Origin of the sequence: Vibrio sp. Y20_XG_PY13, assembly GCF_024181925.1 — a bacterium.
GTDB lineage: Bacteria > Pseudomonadota > Gammaproteobacteria > Enterobacterales > Vibrionaceae > Vibrio > Vibrio parahaemolyticus.
Genome location: NZ_JAMZAL010000003.1, coordinates 208838 through 227250, shown reverse-complemented (window position 1 = coordinate 227250; position 18413 = coordinate 208838). Strand labels below are relative to the sequence as shown.

Genomic DNA, 18413 nt, shown 5'->3' with positions numbered 1-18413 from the left:
CTTACCAACCTCGATAACGATACAAAAGAAAAATGAAATATGGTGCGCCAATAACAGAAGTCAGCACACCCGCTGGCAGCTCAATTGGTGGCTGTAAGCCTCTCGCTAGACCATCGGCGCAAATCACCAACAGCGCGCCAAGGGTTGCAGAAGCAGGAATCAATAACTTGTGATTGTGACCAAACAGCAAACGCGCAAGATGCGGCGCAAGCAGGCCAACAAAGCTGATAGTGCCTGCCACAGACACACTGATGCTCGCCAATAGCACGGCAGCAATCAACGCAAGAATTTGGATCTGTCTTGGTTTCGTGCCAAGTGTAGTGGCGCTTTCTTCTCCCAGTCCCATCACATCTAACCGCCATGCCAGCCAAAACGCCAATGGCAGTAGCAGCAATAGAGCACTCCAAATTAACGGTACTTGTTGCCAGTTTCGTCCCCACAAACTGCCCGTTAGCCAGACCATCGCCGTGTTGATTTCAATAGGGTGCACAATCAGAAGAAAGTCGATACCGCTGGCTAAAAATACGCTGACAGCAACGCCAATCAGCGCCAAACGCGCAGGTGTTGGCTTCGACCAATAAGCCAGAACAGCAATAAAGCCTGCAGCAAGCAAACCTCCCGCCATAGCGACCATCGGCAACATTGCCACCGGCGCATTCGGATACAACACCAAGCAAGCGGTAGCCGCCAGCCCTGCCCCTGAGCTTATCCCCATTAAATCTGGGGAGGCAAGTGGATTGCGGATGACGCCTTGCACTAAAACGCCTGATAGCCCTAATCCAGCGCCCACGCCAATGGCGAGCAACATTCTCGGCAGTCGATATTGGTGAATCACAAAGCCCGAATCAGAGAAAGAAAACAGCAATGCAAAAACCTGTTGAGCCGACAGATTCGCCGCGCCAACAAACAGCGTGAGAGACGACGCAATCAGCAAAAGCCCAAGCAGTGCTATCAGTTTGGTTTGATTCATCATGATGATTTCCTCATTGCAATCGCGATAAAACAAGGAGTGCCCAACAGTGCGGTAATCACGCCCACCGGCGTTTCGGCCGGAAAGGCAATCGCGCGTGACAAAGCATCTGACCACGTCACCAATGCCGCGCCACACAAAGCGGAAACCGGAATGAGAATGTGATAGTTGTGACCAACAATCGGGCGTACCAAGTGCGGCACTAACAACCCGACAAAGCCAATTGGCCCAGCAATCGCCACGCTAGTACCCGCCAACAGCACAACCGCTAAACCACTGATTAATCGAGTAAGACGAATGTTACCACCCAACCCGACAGCCACTTCGTCCCCCAACGCGAGTAAATTTAAGTTTCGCGCTAATCCCATGGCGAGCACCAAACCTAAAGTCGCAAAAGGCCACAGTTGCTGCCACTGCTGAGAATCTACCGCAGAGAGTGAACCCGTTAACCAATGCAACACGCTGTAAGCCATGTCATCCGCCAAAATTACCGACGCACGAGTCAACCCTATCAGCAGCGCACTGATGGCAATGCCTGCCAGCACCAAACGCAATGGGTGAGAGCGCGCAGAGAAAAAACCACCCAACAACATGACCGCACCACCACTTAGTAGCGCGCCGAATACTGCGTTGATGATTGGGTTCAATTGACTAAAGAATGGTACGCCGATGGAGGCCAAGGCCATAAAACACGCCGCACCAGCATTAATGCCGAGAATGGATGGCGACGCCAAAGGGTTGCGAGTTAACCCTTGCATCAGCACGCCAGATACCGCAAGCGAAGCGCCAATCAATAACCCAGCATAGGTGCGAGGAGCGCGCAACGTCGCAAGAATTTGATGCAGCATATTGCCCTCATCAAACGCAAACCAATAGCTTGTCAGATCATTACCACTCAAGGAAAAGTTAGACCAGCCAATCATTGAGGCGGTATAGCCTGACAGCGTACACAACGCCATAGCACAGACAAACAAGCTCGCTTTCCAATGCGGTTTGCTAACCGAAGTCGGGCTTTCTGAGATTATCGACGCACTCATGAGCGCCCCAATAACGCTTCAAGGTTGCGGGCAATTTCTTCCGCCGCCAACATGCCACGATTTAATGACCACAGCTCCGGAGAGACTTCGACCAGTTGTCGCTTTTTCGCCGCAGTTAACAGCTTAAATAATGGATTTTTGCGCCATTCATCCACGATATTTGGTTGAGAGTAAAGTCCAACTAGTAACCAATCAGGGTTGGTTTTTAGTAAAAGTTCGAAGCTGATTGGGATATAAGCATTTTGCTCAGACGGAGCCAGCGGGCTTTGGATACCTAGTGTACTCAAAACGCCACCAGCGTAAGAAACCGGGCTATGCAGCCACATCCCTTTATCGGAAACCACACCAAACTGAATGGTTTCTTGTGTAGAAAAATGCTGTTTGAACTCTGCCATGGTCTGTTTGTGCTGCTCAATGCGTTGTGTCATTTGCGCTTGCTTGCCAATCGCAACCCCGATTTTCTGTGCAGATTCGAGGTTTTCTTGATATGTCTCACCACGACTTTTTAATAACAAAGTTGGCGCAATTCGCTGCAAATCTTGATAAATAGCGCGATGACGTTCGGCATCGGCAATGATCATATCAGGCTTGAGCACCGCGATCGCCTCTAAACTCGGTTGTGAACGCATGCCGACCGATTGCCAAGGTTCAATCTTGGCGCGAACAGCAGGGATGACTCGTGTGGCATCGTTGTCATCGGCAACGCCTACCGGTGAGACATCGACGGCCGCTAATGCATCGACAAACGAAAATTCTAAAACCACAATACGTTGAGGTATCGCTTCTAGCTCAAAAGTGCCTTGCTCATCTTGCACGCTGCGCGCCTGAGAAAATGCGCTAAATGACATCAAAGCTGAGCTCAACAGCATCAACAAAACGGTTGAAAAGTGTTTGATCGTAAATTGTTTTTTATTTTTCATCTTGCTTTTTTCCAGTGCTAAGAGTTTTCCAGTACCTAAGATCGGCAAAGTCGCCAAGGTAAATTGGCGACTTTTCTTTTCAAACTCGGTGAACGAAACGCTTAAAACTGATAGTTCAGATCCAGTGTGTAAGAGCGTCCCGGAGCTGGGTATCGACCAACAGGGCTGGTATCAATCCCACGGAAGTAATACTCCTCGTCAAACAAGTTGTTTACTGCAACATTCATGCGTAACTTGCCTTTGTCGTCTTTGTATAAATCCGTACCTAAGTTGAAGTTCCACACCATGTAAGACGGCACTTTGCCCGTTGCACCTGTTGCGTCTTCGGCACTGGTGTTGGCGTTATCGGTATACGAATCACTGAAGTAGAAGCCCGATAGAGTGGTGTCCATGCCGTAAAACGCGTAGGTCGCATCCCAACCAAGTTGATGTTTAGAGGTGTAAGGCAGCTGGTTACCTTTATTCGCACCTTCTTCTTCAAGCGTGGCATCGAGGTAGTTGTAACTTGCGCCCAAGCTCAGAGCAGGTAAAACTTCAGGCACGTAACGAGCAGAAAGTTCTAAACCTTGGTGAAGTGTTTTTCCGATGTTATCGAAGGTCTGTGTTGAGCTTTGCCATTGCAGTTGGTCTTCAAAATCGATGCGATAAAGTGCAGCGTTAAAACTGGTCGCATCTTGGGTGTAACGCGCGCCGACTTCGTAGTTCCAAGCCAGTTCGCTGCCTTCTTCACCCAAGCCTCGGATGTAGGCAATTTGTGGCGCACGAAGCGATTTTTGCGCGTTCGCATACGTTACCCACTGATCGGTCACGTTGTATGCCACCGTCAAACCCGGCAGCCATTCGGTCACCTTGTTGTCTGCCGTTTGCTTTTTACCGCGATCGGTAAACGTCATGCGAACCGACTCAACACGCAGCCCAGGCGTTACCTTCAACGTATCGTTGAACAAGCCAATCTCGTTACTGACGTAACCAGCAAACGCATCCGTATCTAAATGCCAATCACGCGGCACTTTGGTTGCGCCACCAGCGATTGGAGTCTGAGTGAGTTTGTAGTCAATGTCTTCGTTAACATAACGAGTACCCACGATCCAGTTTTGGGTAACGGATTTGCCTTCACCAAAATACATCGCCATTTTCGGCTCTATGCCGTACACGGTAAATTCACGTGGAGAGGTACGAACGTCTGTCGCAGGCAGAGCCGGATCCGCCCAATGGCCACCCGCACTGTTAAAGCCCCACTTGAAAAGACGCTCTGATTTGTGACCAAACGTTAGCACTTCTAGCTCGGCACTGTCGGCAAATGGCAAATCGTGGATGTACTTAACACTCCAGCGCGTCGACTTACCTTCATAATCATCGTACGGGCGTTTCGATTGATGACGATCTTGCTCGTAATCTTGCGGCGAAAGTGCGCCCGGCATTTGCGTTTCAGCATCGTAACGTTGCAGGAATGCTTGAATCTCTTGAGTATCACTCAGTAGCCATTGTGCTTTAGCTTGAAAGTTCTTCACGTCCGTATCGGAATGTTCACGGAAGCTTTCACCTTTTAGAAAGTTACCTTCCAACTGCAGCGCGAATGTGTCGCTTAACCAGCCACCCGTGCGTAGGTAAAAATCATTCAGCGGCGCATCACCACCGTCAAACACGGTAAGGCGGTTGCTGATTTCAGTTTGCCAAGTGTGTGGAATCGGTTTGGTCACTAGGTTGATCACACCACCGACGTTGTTTGGACCGTACTGCACTGCGGCACCACCGCGTACAATGTCAATACGATCAAGCATCGATAGCGTTGCTGGGAAGATAGACTGACCAGTATGGCCGTATGGCGCGAGCGTTAGCGGCACACCGTCCATCAAGAACTGCGCATGACCACTTCGACTTGCTTTCAAACCACGTACGGAAATGTTAGGCAATACGCCCGTTCCGCTTTCATCCTGAACTTTAATACCCGGAACGCGCTGTAGCGCATTATCAATCGAACCCGCTGCGGTTTTCTCAATTTGATCACGGGTAATGACGGTACGAGCACCTGGGTACTCTTTGACGTCTTCAATGTCAGAGTTGCCAATCACGCTGCCAGTGACAACCACCGTTTCCATCACGGTGGTTTCGTTTTTTGCGGCAGGAGCGGCAACTGCGCTCATGGAGGTGGCAGAAGCGATAGCAATCGCGAGCACACTGTAAGTGGTAGACAAACCAGCACGTACACGCACTTTACCATCCAAATTCTGGTAAGACATTAAGGTCTCCTTTGCGAGAAATTGAGCCTCGGGCAAAACATTTCCCGTAGGCTCTCGGGGCTAAAACATCCTCAATAAGAGGCAAAAAATCGGCTAACGTGCGCCAACTACGCACAACAAGCCTAGAACTGGTATCCGTAGCTAAGCATGAACTCGGCTGGTGCGCCGTAGCCAATCTGGTTTAGGCCAGACGTGCCGTTTGTTGCGCCAAGAATGTATTTCTCATCCAAAATGTTGTAAGCGTTCGCTTGGATCTTGTGACGACCAGTGGTGTACGCCGCCATCAAATCCACCGTGGTGTAATCGCCAAGTGCGACGGCTTCGTCATTACCTGCATAACGGTCGCCCACGTATTTCACGCCGCCACCCAAACGCCAGTTGTCATCCAATTGGTAAGTGCTCCAAAGGGAGAACAAGTGGTCTGACACATCGTTCGGCTTTTTACCTGTGGCTTTGTCTTCTGCGTCCAAGTAGCTGTAACCAACAGAGATGTCCCACTGTTTGGTGATTTGGCCGCGAACTTCTAGCTCAATGCCTTGGTGACGTACTTCAATTTTGTCGATAACATCGCCGTCCACGTTGGTTTGTGGCTGCTCTTGGTCGATCTGGAACAGTGCCGCATTCAACATTAATGCGTTATCCAGCAGGTACGCTTTCGCCCCCACTTCTTTTAAGTCGGTATGGAAGAATTCCGCCAACTTTGGATTGATGTAGATACCTGCGTACGGCAACTGCCAAGAGCGCGCTAAACTGGCGTAAACGGAGGTGTCGTAATTGATGCGGTATACCAAACCAGCGCGGTAGCTGACTTTGTCATCGTCCAATTTTTCCTTTCCTGCGCCCGCTTTTTGCTGTTCGAGATCCATCGAGTCGTAACGCACATTACCGATCACAGAAAGGTCGCCCCACGTGTACACATCTTGTACGTACACACCCGTGGTTGTGGTGGTATTGTCACGGAATGGTTTGAAGCCCGGATCGGGTGTTGGGCCCACAACTGGGTTGTAGATATTTTGCGGGGGAAGCGTTTTATCACTTGCCAACGTCAGGTCGATATCAATTTGGTTGAAATCCGCACCCAACATCAATTGGTTGTCGTTGGTTTCCCAAATCAGCTCAGATTGCAAAGTGGTTGTAGTACGAGGATCGTAACCAAAATTGTTCACGGTTTGAGACACTTCATTGCCCGTCACTTTGCCCTGACGCGTGCCTTTTTGCTCAAGTTCGATATGGTTGAACGCCGCTCGGTTGTTCCATACCCATTGATCGTTCAAACGCCATTCGTAGTCCACTGCAACGCGAAGACTGTCCGACTCCTGATAATCGTTCGTGCCACCAAAGTAAGTACTCACTGGCAAATCAACTGGCTTGCCATTTTTTGATGGCACACCACGATATGGCACTAATTCTTGATGGGCGTATTCAACGTCAATATCAATGGTGTGACCGTCCGCTGGCAACACGCGAATGGTCGGCGCGATGAAGAAATCGTTCGAATCAACATGATCGACGTAAGAATCGGCCTGACGGTATTCCAAATTAATACGTCCGTTGACCTTGTCGGAAAACGCCATTGAGCTGTCGACTTGACCAACATACTGGCTGTTGCTGCCCACACTGCCTTTTACGTGGGTGAAGTTATCGCCGTTTGCGCGCTTCGTCACCAAGTTGATGATGCCACCTGCCGAGCCACGGCCATACAGCGCGCCTGCCGGGCCTTTCACAATTTCAACGCGCTCAACGTTCGCCAAGCTGCGGTAAGACTGCAACGTACCGTCGTCTCGCATGCCGTCACGGTACATATCATTGAGTGAATCAAAACCACGGATCATGAACTGATCGCGGCTGCCTTCACCCAAGGTGTTATTGACCCCAGCCACCCCATCTAACGCATCCACTAAGCGCACCGCGCCGCGATCTTGCATTTCTGTTTTGGTCACCACCGAGACCGCTTGCGGCACATCAAGCCATTCCACATCGGTTTTGGTGCCCGATTGAGGCATGTGTTCAGCGTAGCCTTCGTACTGATGTCCGTAGACTTGAATGGTTTCGGTTGCTGATGGGGTTGAGTTTGTCTCTTCTGAAGCCACTGCGCTTGGTGCCACTAGTGAAGAACCAATCGCGACCGCCAAAGGGGTCAGGGTCAATAATTTATTCATTCCATAATTCCGTTTAGTTGTTATAAAGCCAATGGATAGAAATAAGAACAAATATTATTTACATTTGCAATATTAATTTTATGCTCTATATTTATTTACCCTAAAAACACAAGCAACAACAAAAAATCAAACACAATAACAATAAAGACCAAACCTTCTGCCCCGTAGCCTCGCGAGAGGCACATTGGAAGCCGACTGTGAGCAGACAGTATCAACGTTAGGAAATGTTAGAAAATTAGGAAAGCTCATGAAATCTACGATGATTATCGTAAGTCATGTCGTTAATGATGCAGTCACTCACGGCTTCGTGCCTGCAGCTAAAGCGATGGACCTCCACGTCGTTCTTATCACCGATCACAAGCTCAGCCATTTAGAGCTGGCAAGTCGTGATAGTCACTTTAATCCGGATGCCATTCTAGAGTGCGATGTCTTCAATCCCTTGGAGATCATCGAAACCATCACTGAGAATGAGTTAAAACCTGACGCTATTTTCAGCAATAGTGATCACTTACAAACTTCCACCGCCATCTGCGCACAATTTTTTGGTCTACCGGCCAAAGATTGGTCTGTCACGTTAAAGGCCAAAAACAAACACTTAACTCGACAAGTGTTGAATGAAAAAGCCCTACCCAACACACAAAGCTGTTTGTTGCACCGCCATTCGAATGTGGCATTAGGCATGGCCTTCCCTGTCGTAGCAAAACCCAAAGAAGGCGTGGCGAGTTTAGATGTGCAGCGCTGTGACACCCAAAGCGAGCTCGATGCTTACTGCGATGCGTTTTGGCAAAAACACCCAAACGCCGCCATTCTGGTGGAGCAATTCCTTCAAGGGCCTTTGGTTACGCTCGAAACTCTGGGAGATGGTGAGCGCCTTATCGCCGTGGGCGGTTTTGATGTGTCGCTCTCTGAACCGCCTTACTTTATCGAAACGGCCGCAGACTGGAACGGACCAAACGGCATTGCTCACCGAGAAGCTTGCTTGGCTCAACTGAAAGCGTTCGGCGTTGGCTTTGGAGTTTGCCACAGCGAATTTATCATCACGGAAAACGGCCCAGTTCTGGTGGAAATCAACTATCGCAGCATTGGAGATGGTCGCGAATTCTTACTCAACAATCTCGCTCACTTCGGTTGGTTTAGCACAATTTTGGGTCTGCATTTGGGCCGAAGATTGGACGGCGATTACCAAATTCATGGCTCAGCACACGTGCACTATGTGGTTGCGGAACACAGTGGTGTTATTGATGGAGATTCGACCTCCTTCATCCAACACGATGGCGATGTCATCACCCAGCAACAGGTACTAAAAACCGCGGGAGAACTCTTCCAACAGAGTTATTCAAACAAGGATTATCTCGCCCGAATTTCGATTGTCTCACCATCGGGGCGAAACCTCGACCAAGCACTGCAGAACGCGCTTAACAATTTCAATCTAGCTCCGACTCGCGAGGTGGCAGCATGAATCACAACGCTTTATACCTAACCCAACGATTGATCGATACTTGCCTGCGCGAAGACATGTTTGGCATTTTATCGAACGCCAAGTTCAGTAGCGCCGCACCCAAAGGGGTTATTGTTCCTCAACGCGAGCAAGTCTGGCTAACCTTTGATAATCCGGATTTCACGCTCTATTTACCTGTTGTGCCAACGTATTACATGCAGCATTGGTGTTACGGCCAAACCAATGGCCAAGCGCCGCTAGGTTGGTGGGTGGAGAAAAATGGCCAGGTCGAGCATCAGCAGCATTATCAAGAGTGGATTGCGCTACTAACGACACTGGCGCATGAGAGCTCTCACGAATTATTAGCAGGATATCTTCAAGAACTGGAATGCGCAGAGAAACACAAAGCACTGTGTGACCAAGCGTTTCGTCACCACGCCGACCACATTTCTCAACCAATATCCGAGCTTGGTTCTTGGCATAAAAAGCTACTGCTTGCCGACCAGATTGCTTCTTACCTCGATCACCCGTACTATCCAACTGCGCGGGCGAAGTTTGGTCTGAGCGATGAAGACCTTGCTGAGTACGCGCCCGAGTTCGCACAAAGCTTTGCTCTGCATTGGATTGCGATTGAAAAATCACTGGTGACATTAACCAGCGGACAACCTGATTGCTGGCCGACGATGGAGCAAGTGGGGCTTCCTGCTGATTTTGCACTGAGCCACGTACTGTTCCCTGCGCATCCGCTCACCCTTCGCTCTTTAGAAGCCTTACCCGAAGGCATGATAGAAGCGCCGTTTACGTACCTAGACGTGACGCCAACGCTTTCCGTTCGTACTGTGGTAGTCAACGACGCGCCGCACATTCACATCAAAGTTCCGCTGATCATGCGATCGCTAGGCACGAAAAACATTCGCTTAATCAAGCCTTCAACACTGTATGACGGCCACTGGTTTGAACGTCTACTCAGCCACCTTGAGCAAACGGACGCCGACTTAAACACTCGCTTGTTCCATTGCAACGAAAAGCACGGTGGGCACGTCGGTGAGGATAAAACCTTCGCGTACATCGTACGTGAGTACCCACTTACTCATTGCGAAGATAAAGCGTTAGTTCCGGTTGCAGCACTGGCTAGCCCAATGCCTGACGGTCGCTTGTTTTTAGAACATTTGGCGGAGCAGTACTATCAACAAGATACGCTGGCTTGGTTCCAAGATTACGTCGACCTATTATGCCAAGTGCACCTCACCTTGTGGCTTCGTTATGGCATCGCATTGGAGTCCAACCAACAAAACGCCATCGTTGCATTTGATCAACAGGGCAAAATGACGCTCGCGATGAAAGACAACGACGCAGCGCGAATTTGGCCAGAGCGCTTCCACTTTGCAACAGAGCATGCAGCCCAAAAACACGGCACAGGAACAACTCCTGTAAATTGTGATGAACTGCTCGACCAACGCATCAAAGTCGACAATGAATTGGCGCTCGGTCAGATGTTTACCACCATCACATTACAACTGGATATTGCAGCGATTGTAGAAGCCATGGCAGCGAAGGGCATTGCCTCTTCAGCATCGCTTTACGCCATCGTGGCCAAAAGCATTGCAGAGCAACTCAACCGACTAGAAAGCGGAGGGTTAGAGACAAAACTGGCACGCGAGCTACTGCAAGAGGCGCCTGATTTGTACGCCAAGTACTTGTTGAGTTCTGGCAGTTTGCTCTCGAAAGAAGCCTCCGGCGCGAGTGACATCAATAAGTTCTATGGTTTGTCGGCTCCGAACTTCTTGCTGCTTTCTAGCGAAGAAGCGCAACGCGCCTACTTAGAAGCCATCAAAAAAAGCGTACGTTAAACGATTATGACCAAACTCATCTACAGTGTGTTGTTGTGCCACTTTATCGCTGCGTTTGCCGCGTTAGGTATGCCGCTATTTCTACCCGTCGTGTTGCCAACGTTAGGCGCAAGCATTGATGCGGACTGGGCAGGGGTATTGTTTATCCTACCTACGTTTTGTACTGCGTTGGCGGCGCGATTTTGGGGCAACTTTGCCGATCGCTATGGTCGCCGCCGCTCACTCTTGCGTGCGCAACTTGGCCTTGCAGCAGGGTTTGCGCTGTGCGGCTTGGCAGACAACCTCGCCATGTTTGTGTTTGGTCTTATTGTTCAAGGAACCTTTGGCGGCACCATGGCCGCCTCGAACAGCTACTTATCTAGTCAAATTAAAGAAGCCAAAACACTCGGCAAGTCACTCAATAAAACCCAACTATCTGCTCGCTTGGCGCTGATCGTTGCGCCCATTGGGCTCGGCTGGAGCTTGTCAGAGACCAAACCGCTCAACGCGTACCTTTGGTTATGCGTTTTGCCTTTAATTGCGATGGGCATCACGCTAACACTGCCAGTGGATAAACCCGCCGACCAAAACCTCGAAAAGCCAAACTCAGAATCTCAGCAAGAACAACCTGTTGCACAGAAAAACGCAATGCATGCCATTCGCTGGATCTTCTTTGCTCAGTTCGGGTTTGCGTTTTCTATGGTGGTGACCTTTCCTTATTTCTCGCCGTTTGTGCAGCAATATGGCATCACTAACCACGCATGGATCGGTTTTTTGTACGCACTGCCGCATGGCGTCTATCTGTTGCTGGCAGGCAAAATCCACGTGTTGTCAGATGGGCTGAATCGCCATCAACCGCTGCGCACGTTGTGGCTCGGGTTTGCATTGCTTGCCGTGAGCTCTGCCTTGCATTTGATTGCGTCCGAAATCGCACTCATTGCTGCGAGAATTATCTTCGGCATCGCGATGGTGTGTTGCTATCACGGATTGCATCAGCATCTTGCGAGCAATCTGGATCGCAAACTCAGTGGCAAAGTATTTTCTCGCTTTGATGCCATGTCCAAATGGGGTGGCGTGGCGGCGGGATTTTGCGCTTCTTTCATTTCTAGCTTGGGGCTACTTGAGGTTCCTTTCCTACTTTCTGCGATAGTCAGCGTAATCACCTTGATCGCGCTGGTTCTCCACTCAAAATTTGGAAATCAACATGTTACAAACTCAATCCTCTCAGACTAGCGAGTTGCGCGCGCATGATGTGCAGCTCAATCGTGAGAAAGCCCAACTCAACACGATAATGGGTGTTCTTAATTGTTACTTACGGGAATTTGCGTTACCGAATCAACAAGTGGAATGGCACTACCAATCGACATCGCTACCCCAAACGTTAAAACGCAACTATTCCGCCAAGCAGCGGGTAGCCGTTCATCTTTCTCAACAAAATGGCGTGTTGGTTTTGCCGATTCACTACGCGAGCAAACTGGGCAAAATAAAATTGGCAGAACTGCCTTGGGCGAAAATGCCGGGATCTGGTTGGGCGAAATTGGATGCCACGCAAACTCTTACGCTTTTGCTTAACTATCTCAAGCAGGTGTTGGCGATCCCATTTAACCATGAGCTGATCGAACAACTGGAAAATAGCGTTCTGGTTACCGAGCAGTTTCTCAACGTCACGCCCAAATCGCATCACAACGAATTTATCGCTTCGGAACAATCTCTGATTTGGGGGCATACTTTCCATCCGACCCCGAAAAGTCGTTCGGGCGTCACCATGGATGATCTCTTGGCGTTTTCTCCAGAAGTCGGCGCGCAAGTCCCGTTGTACTGGTTTGAAGTGGATACATCGTTACTTGATGTGCTGAGGTCCGACGGAGAAGCTAACCCTGCGCAGCGCATGCTACAACAGCTCGCGCCACAACACACCACCAGCAATGGGAAGACCCTCTACCCTTGCCATCCTTGGGAAAGCTACACCATTTTGAGCAACCCAAGCGTGAGGCGTGCCATTGAACAAGGCAAGATCACGCCACTGGGTTTAGGTGGTGAAAAGATGCAGCCGACCTCTTCAGTTCGTACCCTCTACCACCCAGATATGGATTGGTTTGCGAAATTCTCCATCAACGTACGATTAACCAATTGCGTGCGCAAAAATGCGTGGTACGAACTCGACAGCGCCGTGCAGCTCACGTCGATTCTCAAACCGATTCGAGAAAACGAACAGCTGCACAACCCCGTATTTAAAGTGATGACAGAGCCTTACGCCACCACATTGAATCTAGAAAGTGTCGCTGAGCGTAATTGGGATGACAACACCAAAGCGCGCGAATCGTTTGGGATTTTGTATCGCGAAAATTTCTCGCTGAGCGAAGTCGATATCTTAAAACCAACCCTCGCTGGCGCTCTGTTTGCTTACGACAAAAACGGCAACAGTTGCATTGCTCAACGCCTTAAAAACAAAGCGCGTACTACGCAAAATCGCTATTCCGACATCGCGACACTGTGGTTTGAACGCTATTTGCATTGCCTGATCCCGGGCGTGTTTAATTACTACTTCAAACACGGGGTGGCGTTTGAGCCGCATTTGCAAAACACCTTGATTGGCTTTGAGCAAGAGATGCCGTGTTGTGTTTGGATTCGTGATTTGGAAGGCACTAAATTACTGCCGGAGTTTTGGCCAGCAGAAACATTAACTGATTTGTCTGAACGCGCGCGACAATCGGTTTACTACAGTCGCGAACAAGGTTGGAATCGCATCGGATACTGCACCTTTATCAACAACATCAGCGAAGCGATTTTCTTCATCGCAGAAGGTGATGAGCCACTAGAGCAAACGCTGTGGAATGCGGTGCAAAGTGCCATTGTGCGTTGGCAATCAGTGAATGGAAAACAGCCGGAACTAGAAGCGTTGCAGAATGGCGGTCACTTCCCAAGCAAAAATAATTTCACCACGCGTTTGATGCAAAAAGCCGATAAGGAGTCGGGCTATACCCAAGTCGCCGCGCCTTGGCAGCAACACGAAAAAGGAGCGCAACATGCCTAATTCCCTCTCTCTACCGACACGCGTTAGCCAACAAGTTCACACGCTCGCACAGCAGCAAAATCAACCTTTGTGCGCGTACGTGTATGACCTAAACGCCTTAGAAGAACACATCAAACAACTGCGTCACGTTTTGCCGAAAAATGTCGAGCTATTTTACGCAGCCAAAGCCAATCCATCGGGCCCTATTCTCAAAACGCTCGCGCCGTATGTCGATGGTTTTGAAGCGGCATCTGGCGGGGAGCTGGCACACCTCCACCAGCAGCAACTCGATAAGCCATTGATCTTCGGCGGCCCGGGGAAAATGCCAAGTGAATTGCAACAAGCGATTGAGCTTGATGTTGATGCAATTCATGTCGAAAGCCTCACCGAGCTAAAGCGCATTGGAGCACTAACCGAGCGCCTCAACCGCCCTACTTCGATCTTTTTGCGTATGAACATTGATATTGGCGATATCACGCTCAGCAAGTTGGCGATGGGCGGCAAGCCAACTCCTTTTGGTTTGGACGAGTCCGAACTGAGTAATGCTTTGATGTTGCTGCGCGATTTCCCGCAAGTGTCACTGAAAGGTTTCCATTTTCACTTGATGTCGCATCAGCTCGATGTTGAACGTCACTTAGCGTTAATGCAGCGCTATTTCCAAGTCGTGAAGGCGTGGCAACAAGAGTTTGAACTCGGTGAGCTGATGATCAACTTGGGTGGAGGCATGGGGATTAACTACCAAAACCCTGAGCAACACTTTCCGTGGATGGAGTTTTGCGACAAGTTGGAATTCCTCATCGCCAAAGAGCAAGTGCAAGACTGGACACTGCGTTTTGAATGCGGACGTTTCATCACGGCGGCATGCGGTTATTACGTAATGGAAGTGCTGGATATTAAGCAAAATCTTGGCGAAAACTTTGTCATCGCGCGCGGAGGAACCCACCATTTTCGCACGCCAGCAGCGCAGAGCCATGATCATCCATTCGTCATCCTGAAAAGCGAGCAACACCATGAAATTTCTCATCCAATTCAGCATGCACAAGCAACTTTTGTCGGCCAGCTTTGTACGCCCAAAGATGTGCTGGCACGCAATCAACACGTCGCCCACGTCGATATTGGTGATTATGTTGTGTTTACCTTAGCGGGCGCCTATGCGTGGAACATCTCCCATCAAAACTTCTTGATGCATGAACCGCCGATCTTCCACTATTTCTAAACGGCATACTTCGCTTTACTCAAGCCCCAATCATTGGGGCTTTTTTATTCCACTCGGCACAAATTCATTGCCATTAACCGCTTTGCGAAATAGCAATAATGCGTTTTATCAGCTCGTCGGGTTCCATCTTGGGATTGCGGTAAAAACGGAAGATTTCCGAGTTTATCGCTTGCTGGGCAACCGGATTGACCGCCATCGAATCAATCATACTCGGCACAGCGAGGTTGTGTTTAACGCCGTAGTGAAAGTCTTGATATGACTGGATCTGACACGGATTAAAATCGCTGATGTCGATATCAGTGCGTACCGGAATCGAGCCTTTTACCTTATTGAACTTAGCTTGAAACTCGACGTCTGCCAGCGCGCTTGCGGTTTGCTGAGCCGCCTCGGCAGAAAACGACTTGCTCGACATAAACACCAAACTGTCCATGTTGTAGAGGAATACACCATCGCTGTCAGGCGTTGGGTAACAGCCGACCTCTTGCGGGACTGAGACTTGATTGGCGAGCAGCTCACCTAAAATCCAATCTCCACCGATTTGAAACAGCGCTTGACCGTCGGCTAGCGCTTGGGTCGCCGTATCCCACTTACTGTCGGGTAATTGGTTGTCGATCAACAAACTCAGGCGGCGAAATTGCGTCAACGCTTGACGCAGGGTATCGCTGTCGATGCTGTCTCGCTCAAGTTTAACCATTGCATTGGTGTAGAACTCAACGCCGCCAGTGGAGATCACTAAGTTCTCGAAAAGTTGGGCGACTTGCCACGGCTGCTCACCGACCGCGATTGGCACGATGCCATTTTGCTTCGCAAGCTCCATGGCGGCGAACATCTCTTGCCAGTTTTTTGGCGCGGACAGATTCAGTTGTTTAAGCAGCTTGTGGTTGACCCACAGCCAGTTCAAGCGGTGCAGCGTAAGTGGCAGGGCGATATAGCCGTGTTGTGTTTTATTGATTTCGATAGACAGCGGGTAGAGCACCTCGTCCCAGCGCTGCTCATCCGCTACCGCGTTGACGTTGTGCAAAATACCGATGGCATCCCACGCCTTAATACTTGGCCCTTCGATTTGCGCGAAGCTCGGTGGGTTGCCCGCCAGCGCGCGTGCTTGCAGTACCGTCATCGCGCTGTCGCCACCACCGCCTAACACCGGACTTTGCAGCAGCTCTATATCGTGCCGTTTTAGCTGAGCTTTAAGTGTTTGCAGCGCTTGCTGCTCGCCGTCAGAAGTCCACCAATGTAAAAACTCTACCCCTTGTGGCGACTCAGCGTGAGCAACGCAAGGGGCGAGCAACAGTGGGAACCAGAATGCCAGTTTGTTCATAGTCAGTCTCTCGGGAAAGTCAGTGTGGCGCAGAGGCCGCCAAACTGAGAATGGCTCAGCGACAAACTGCCGCCGTGAGCCTTTGCAATGCTCTGTGAAATGGTTAACCCCAGCCCACTGCCTTCTTTATCGTTGCTAGCGCGGAAGTATGGCTGGCAGAGCTTTTCAAGTAGTAAATCGTCAACACCATCACCGTGATCTTCAATTTCAATCTGGATCGACTCTGGGCTTTCACTCAGCGTAATGTCCGCTTGATGGCCGTATTTGAGCGCGTTATCGACCAGATTCTGAATGCAGCGCTTAATCGCTAACGGTTTACCAGCAAAGTGGGTGCGGATTTCACCGTGGATGCGAATTGTGTCCGGCGCATCGGCGATATTGGCGGAAATGTGCTGAATCAATTGGGTGAAATTGATCGGCTCGATTTCCTCGTGGATATCGGTCTCTTTAATGCATTGCAATGCGCCTTTGACCATCAAATCTAGGTCGTTACTCAGGCGGATAAAGCGTTCTCGGTCGGCGTCGTCATCCAGCATTTCCGCCCGCAGTTTTAGGCAGGCTATCGGCGTTTTCAGATCGTGGGAGATGGCGCTGAACAGCATCTCGCGGTCTTTAATGTGGCTGTCGATGCGTCGATTCATCTTGTTAAACGCACGTACTGCCGCTTTTAGTTCGTTACTGCCGCGCTCAGAGACTTCGGGCACGTCTAATCTGCTCGACATCAGGGTTGCGGCTTTTGCCAGCTCTCGAATGGGTTGAATTTCTTTGCGAACGATAAACCAGGTACACAGCAACAGCATTAGCGCGGACACCAATAGCGTCAGCCATTGGCGCAGCTCAAAATAGTTAGTCTCTAGGTTGATGTAAGGCGCGGGCAGCACCGCCGCGAGATAAAACCATTCGTTCTGCGCGACTTCGACCTGCATCACCAGAATAGGCGGATTGAGGTCACCAAACGAAAGCGAATAATGCGCCCACAATAGCGGCAGTTCATCGATAGGTAGCTCGTTGTTGAACACTTTGAGTTTGTCGCGCTGGGTGAACTCCACCTCGATATTAGGAATGCCGCTCAGCTCGCTTTCTAATACTTCACGAACTTGGTTGATGACCAGCGTTTTGCGTTCGCTCTCCGGCAGCGGGTCGACGTCAATCTGGTGATTGTTGAGTGAGACGAAAAAGCGCGTACCACCCATGTTGCGTAGTTGATTGAGCACCAAGTGGCGATATTCAGAAGGGAGGGTTTGAAAGAAGGCGATGGTGGAAGAAGCACTCAGTGCTAAGCTTTTGACTGTGGTGGTCAGGCCTTCTTTATCGCGTTCGCTGGCGTGTTGATACCAGATAATCCCGGATAATACCTGCGCCAGAATGATCACCAGCAACAAGAACACACTGGTACGAACGACCAGTGATCCCGTCCAGCGTTTAATTCTCATAATGCACGTCCGTGGTCAGCATGTAGCCTTTGTTGCGCACCGTTAGGATCAGCGAGCGGTCTTTATCTTCAAGGTGATGACGCAAGCGGCTGATCTGCACGTCAATGCCGCGTTCAAACGGGTCGGCATCGCGTCCCCAGATCTCGCGCGCAATGTCATCGCGAGACAATATTGATTGCGCGTGGTTGACGAACAAACCGAGCAGCGACAAATCCGCGCCACTCAGTTGCTTAACCTCGCTGCTAGCAACGTGGGTCAGTTGCCGGGTTACGGTATCTAACAACCAATCGTCAAAACGCACTTTACGCGTCAGTTTGCTATTGGCGGTCGTTTGGCTGCGTCTCAGAATCGCTTTGATGCGCGCGAGCAGTTCACGCGGACTGAATGATTTGGTGATGTAATCGTCAGCGCCCATTTCTAGCCCTGCGACTCGGTCGGCTTCTTCAGTGACGGCGGTCAGCATGATGATAGGAACATCGGAGTTTTTGCGCAGTTTCTGGCACAGGGTAAAGCCGTCTTCACCGGGCATCATAATATCGAGGATGATCAAATCAGGATGGTGATCGTTGAGCAGTTGCCACATCACGCCGCCGTTTTCCGCGCAAAGCACTTCAAACCCTGCGCGGCCAAGGTAATCTGACAACGCTTCGCGAAGGTCGAGGTTGTCATCGACGACCAGTATCTGCTTGTTTTCCATCCTACTTTCCCTGTGTCCGTCCCTGAGTTTGGCGCTGGCCAATATGATGCATTCTTAAACGCCCATGCACAATCGAGCCGATTACAATTTTCACTTCTCGGTGTAAGAGATTTGTAAGCGGCCACTTACAAACTGATTGCCTT

General features: G+C 50.1%; 13 protein-coding genes. 5 read left to right on the top strand and 8 right to left on the bottom strand.

Annotation, left to right across the window (positions count from 1 at the left end; genetic code table 11):
* Position 1: 1 nt before the first annotated feature.
* The 5 genes from NL646_RS10015 to NL646_RS09995 all read right to left on the bottom strand — a co-directional run bounded on the left by NL646_RS10015 (position 2) and on the right by NL646_RS09995 (position 7326).
* Positions 2 to 973 carry an iron ABC transporter permease gene (locus NL646_RS10015; protein ID WP_253664172.1) on the bottom strand — a complete coding sequence of 324 codons (972 nt, stop codon included), beginning with the start codon at positions 971 to 973 and terminating at the stop codon, positions 2 to 4.
* Positions 970 to 2007 carry an iron ABC transporter permease gene (locus NL646_RS10010; protein ID WP_062907451.1) on the bottom strand — a complete coding sequence of 346 codons (1038 nt, stop codon included), beginning with the start codon at positions 2005 to 2007 and terminating at the stop codon, positions 970 to 972. The genes NL646_RS10015 and NL646_RS10010 overlap by 4 nt, the downstream gene beginning before the upstream one ends.
* Positions 2004 to 2927 carry a Fe(3+) dicitrate ABC transporter substrate-binding protein FecB gene (locus NL646_RS10005; RefSeq protein WP_253664171.1) on the bottom strand — a complete coding sequence of 308 codons (924 nt, stop codon included), beginning with the start codon at positions 2925 to 2927 and terminating at the stop codon, positions 2004 to 2006. The genes NL646_RS10010 and NL646_RS10005 overlap by 4 nt, the downstream gene beginning before the upstream one ends.
* Positions 2928 to 3028: 101 nt before the next feature.
* Positions 3029 to 5167 (bottom strand): TonB-dependent siderophore vibrioferrin receptor PvuA, encoded by a 2139-nt coding sequence (gene pvuA / locus NL646_RS10000; protein ID WP_015313673.1) that lies wholly within the window; start codon positions 5165 to 5167, stop codon positions 3029 to 3031.
* A 122-nt stretch (positions 5168 to 5289) separates the two neighbouring features.
* Complete coding sequence (locus NL646_RS09995; RefSeq protein ID WP_238803606.1) at positions 5290 to 7326, bottom strand: TonB-dependent siderophore receptor; 2037 nt, start codon at positions 7324 to 7326, stop codon at positions 5290 to 5292.
* A 247-nt stretch (positions 7327 to 7573) separates the two neighbouring features.
* Here NL646_RS09995 and NL646_RS09990 point away from each other — a divergent pair, with 247 nt between their 5' ends.
* From NL646_RS09990 to NL646_RS09970, 5 genes are read left to right on the top strand one after another with little or no spacing between them, the layout of a single operon-like run.
* The gene (locus NL646_RS09990; RefSeq protein WP_023584467.1) at positions 7574 to 8785 is read left to right on the top strand and encodes an acetyl-CoA carboxylase biotin carboxylase subunit family protein; all 1212 of its coding nucleotides are present in this window, start codon (positions 7574 to 7576) and stop codon (positions 8783 to 8785) included.
* Complete coding sequence (locus tag NL646_RS09985) at positions 8782 to 10614, top strand: IucA/IucC family protein (protein WP_253664170.1); 1833 nt, start codon at positions 8782 to 8784, stop codon at positions 10612 to 10614. The genes NL646_RS09990 and NL646_RS09985 overlap by 4 nt, the downstream gene beginning before the upstream one ends.
* A 6-nt stretch (positions 10615 to 10620) precedes the next feature.
* Positions 10621 to 11826: an MFS transporter gene (locus NL646_RS09980; protein WP_253664169.1), complete on the top strand. Its 1206-nt coding sequence runs from the start codon at positions 10621 to 10623 to the stop codon at positions 11824 to 11826.
* The gene (locus NL646_RS09975; protein ID WP_253664168.1) at positions 11798 to 13627 is read left to right on the top strand and encodes an IucA/IucC family siderophore biosynthesis protein; all 1830 of its coding nucleotides are present in this window, start codon (positions 11798 to 11800) and stop codon (positions 13625 to 13627) included. Before NL646_RS09980 ends, NL646_RS09975 begins: the two co-directional genes overlap by 29 nt.
* Positions 13620 to 14822 (top strand): type III PLP-dependent enzyme, encoded by a 1203-nt coding sequence (locus tag NL646_RS09970; RefSeq protein WP_230768016.1) that lies wholly within the window; start codon positions 13620 to 13622, stop codon positions 14820 to 14822. The genes NL646_RS09975 and NL646_RS09970 overlap by 8 nt, the downstream gene beginning before the upstream one ends.
* 73 nt (positions 14823 to 14895) lie before the next feature.
* Here the strand turns inward: NL646_RS09970 and NL646_RS09965 are convergent, their stop codons facing one another.
* From NL646_RS09965 to NL646_RS09955, 3 genes are read right to left on the bottom strand one after another with little or no spacing between them, the layout of a single operon-like run.
* Positions 14896 to 16140 (bottom strand): ABC transporter substrate-binding protein, encoded by a 1245-nt coding sequence (locus NL646_RS09965; RefSeq protein ID WP_253664167.1) that lies wholly within the window; start codon positions 16138 to 16140, stop codon positions 14896 to 14898.
* Between the two features lie 2 nt (positions 16141 to 16142).
* Positions 16143 to 17573 carry an ATP-binding protein gene (locus NL646_RS09960; RefSeq protein ID WP_015313681.1) on the bottom strand — a complete coding sequence of 477 codons (1431 nt, stop codon included), beginning with the start codon at positions 17571 to 17573 and terminating at the stop codon, positions 16143 to 16145.
* Positions 17563 to 18270, bottom strand: a complete 708-nt coding sequence (locus tag NL646_RS09955) for a response regulator (RefSeq protein ID WP_253664166.1) — start codon at positions 18268 to 18270, stop codon at positions 17563 to 17565. Before NL646_RS09955 ends, NL646_RS09960 begins: the two co-directional genes overlap by 11 nt.
* Between the last annotated feature and the right edge of the window lie 143 nt (positions 18271 to 18413).

Excerpts from the sequence above, each read along its gene's own strand:
- NL646_RS10015 (WP_253664172.1), bottom strand. The coding sequence starts at position 973 with ATGATGAATCAAACCAAACTGATAGCACTGCTTGGGCTTTTGCTGATT.
- NL646_RS10010 (WP_062907451.1), bottom strand. The coding sequence starts at position 2,007 with ATGAGTGCGTCGATAATCTCAGAAAGCCCGACTTCGGTTAGCAAACCG.
- NL646_RS10005 (WP_253664171.1), bottom strand. The coding sequence starts at position 2,927 with ATGAAAAATAAAAAACAATTTACGATCAAACACTTTTCAACCGTTTTG.
- pvuA (WP_015313673.1), bottom strand. The coding sequence starts at position 5,167 with ATGTCTTACCAGAATTTGGATGGTAAAGTGCGTGTACGTGCTGGTTTG.
- NL646_RS09995 (WP_238803606.1), bottom strand. The coding sequence starts at position 7,326 with ATGAATAAATTATTGACCCTGACCCCTTTGGCGGTCGCGATTGGTTCT.
- NL646_RS09990 (WP_023584467.1), top strand. The coding sequence starts at position 7,574 with ATGAAATCTACGATGATTATCGTAAGTCATGTCGTTAATGATGCAGTC.
- NL646_RS09985 (WP_253664170.1), top strand. The coding sequence starts at position 8,782 with ATGAATCACAACGCTTTATACCTAACCCAACGATTGATCGATACTTGC.
- NL646_RS09980 (WP_253664169.1), top strand. The coding sequence starts at position 10,621 with ATGACCAAACTCATCTACAGTGTGTTGTTGTGCCACTTTATCGCTGCG.
- NL646_RS09975 (WP_253664168.1), top strand. The coding sequence starts at position 11,798 with ATGTTACAAACTCAATCCTCTCAGACTAGCGAGTTGCGCGCGCATGAT.
- NL646_RS09970 (WP_230768016.1), top strand. The coding sequence starts at position 13,620 with ATGCCTAATTCCCTCTCTCTACCGACACGCGTTAGCCAACAAGTTCAC.
- NL646_RS09965 (WP_253664167.1), bottom strand. The coding sequence starts at position 16,140 with ATGAACAAACTGGCATTCTGGTTCCCACTGTTGCTCGCCCCTTGCGTT.
- NL646_RS09960 (WP_015313681.1), bottom strand. The coding sequence starts at position 17,573 with ATGAGAATTAAACGCTGGACGGGATCACTGGTCGTTCGTACCAGTGTG.
- NL646_RS09955 (WP_253664166.1), bottom strand. The coding sequence starts at position 18,270 with ATGGAAAACAAGCAGATACTGGTCGTCGATGACAACCTCGACCTTCGC.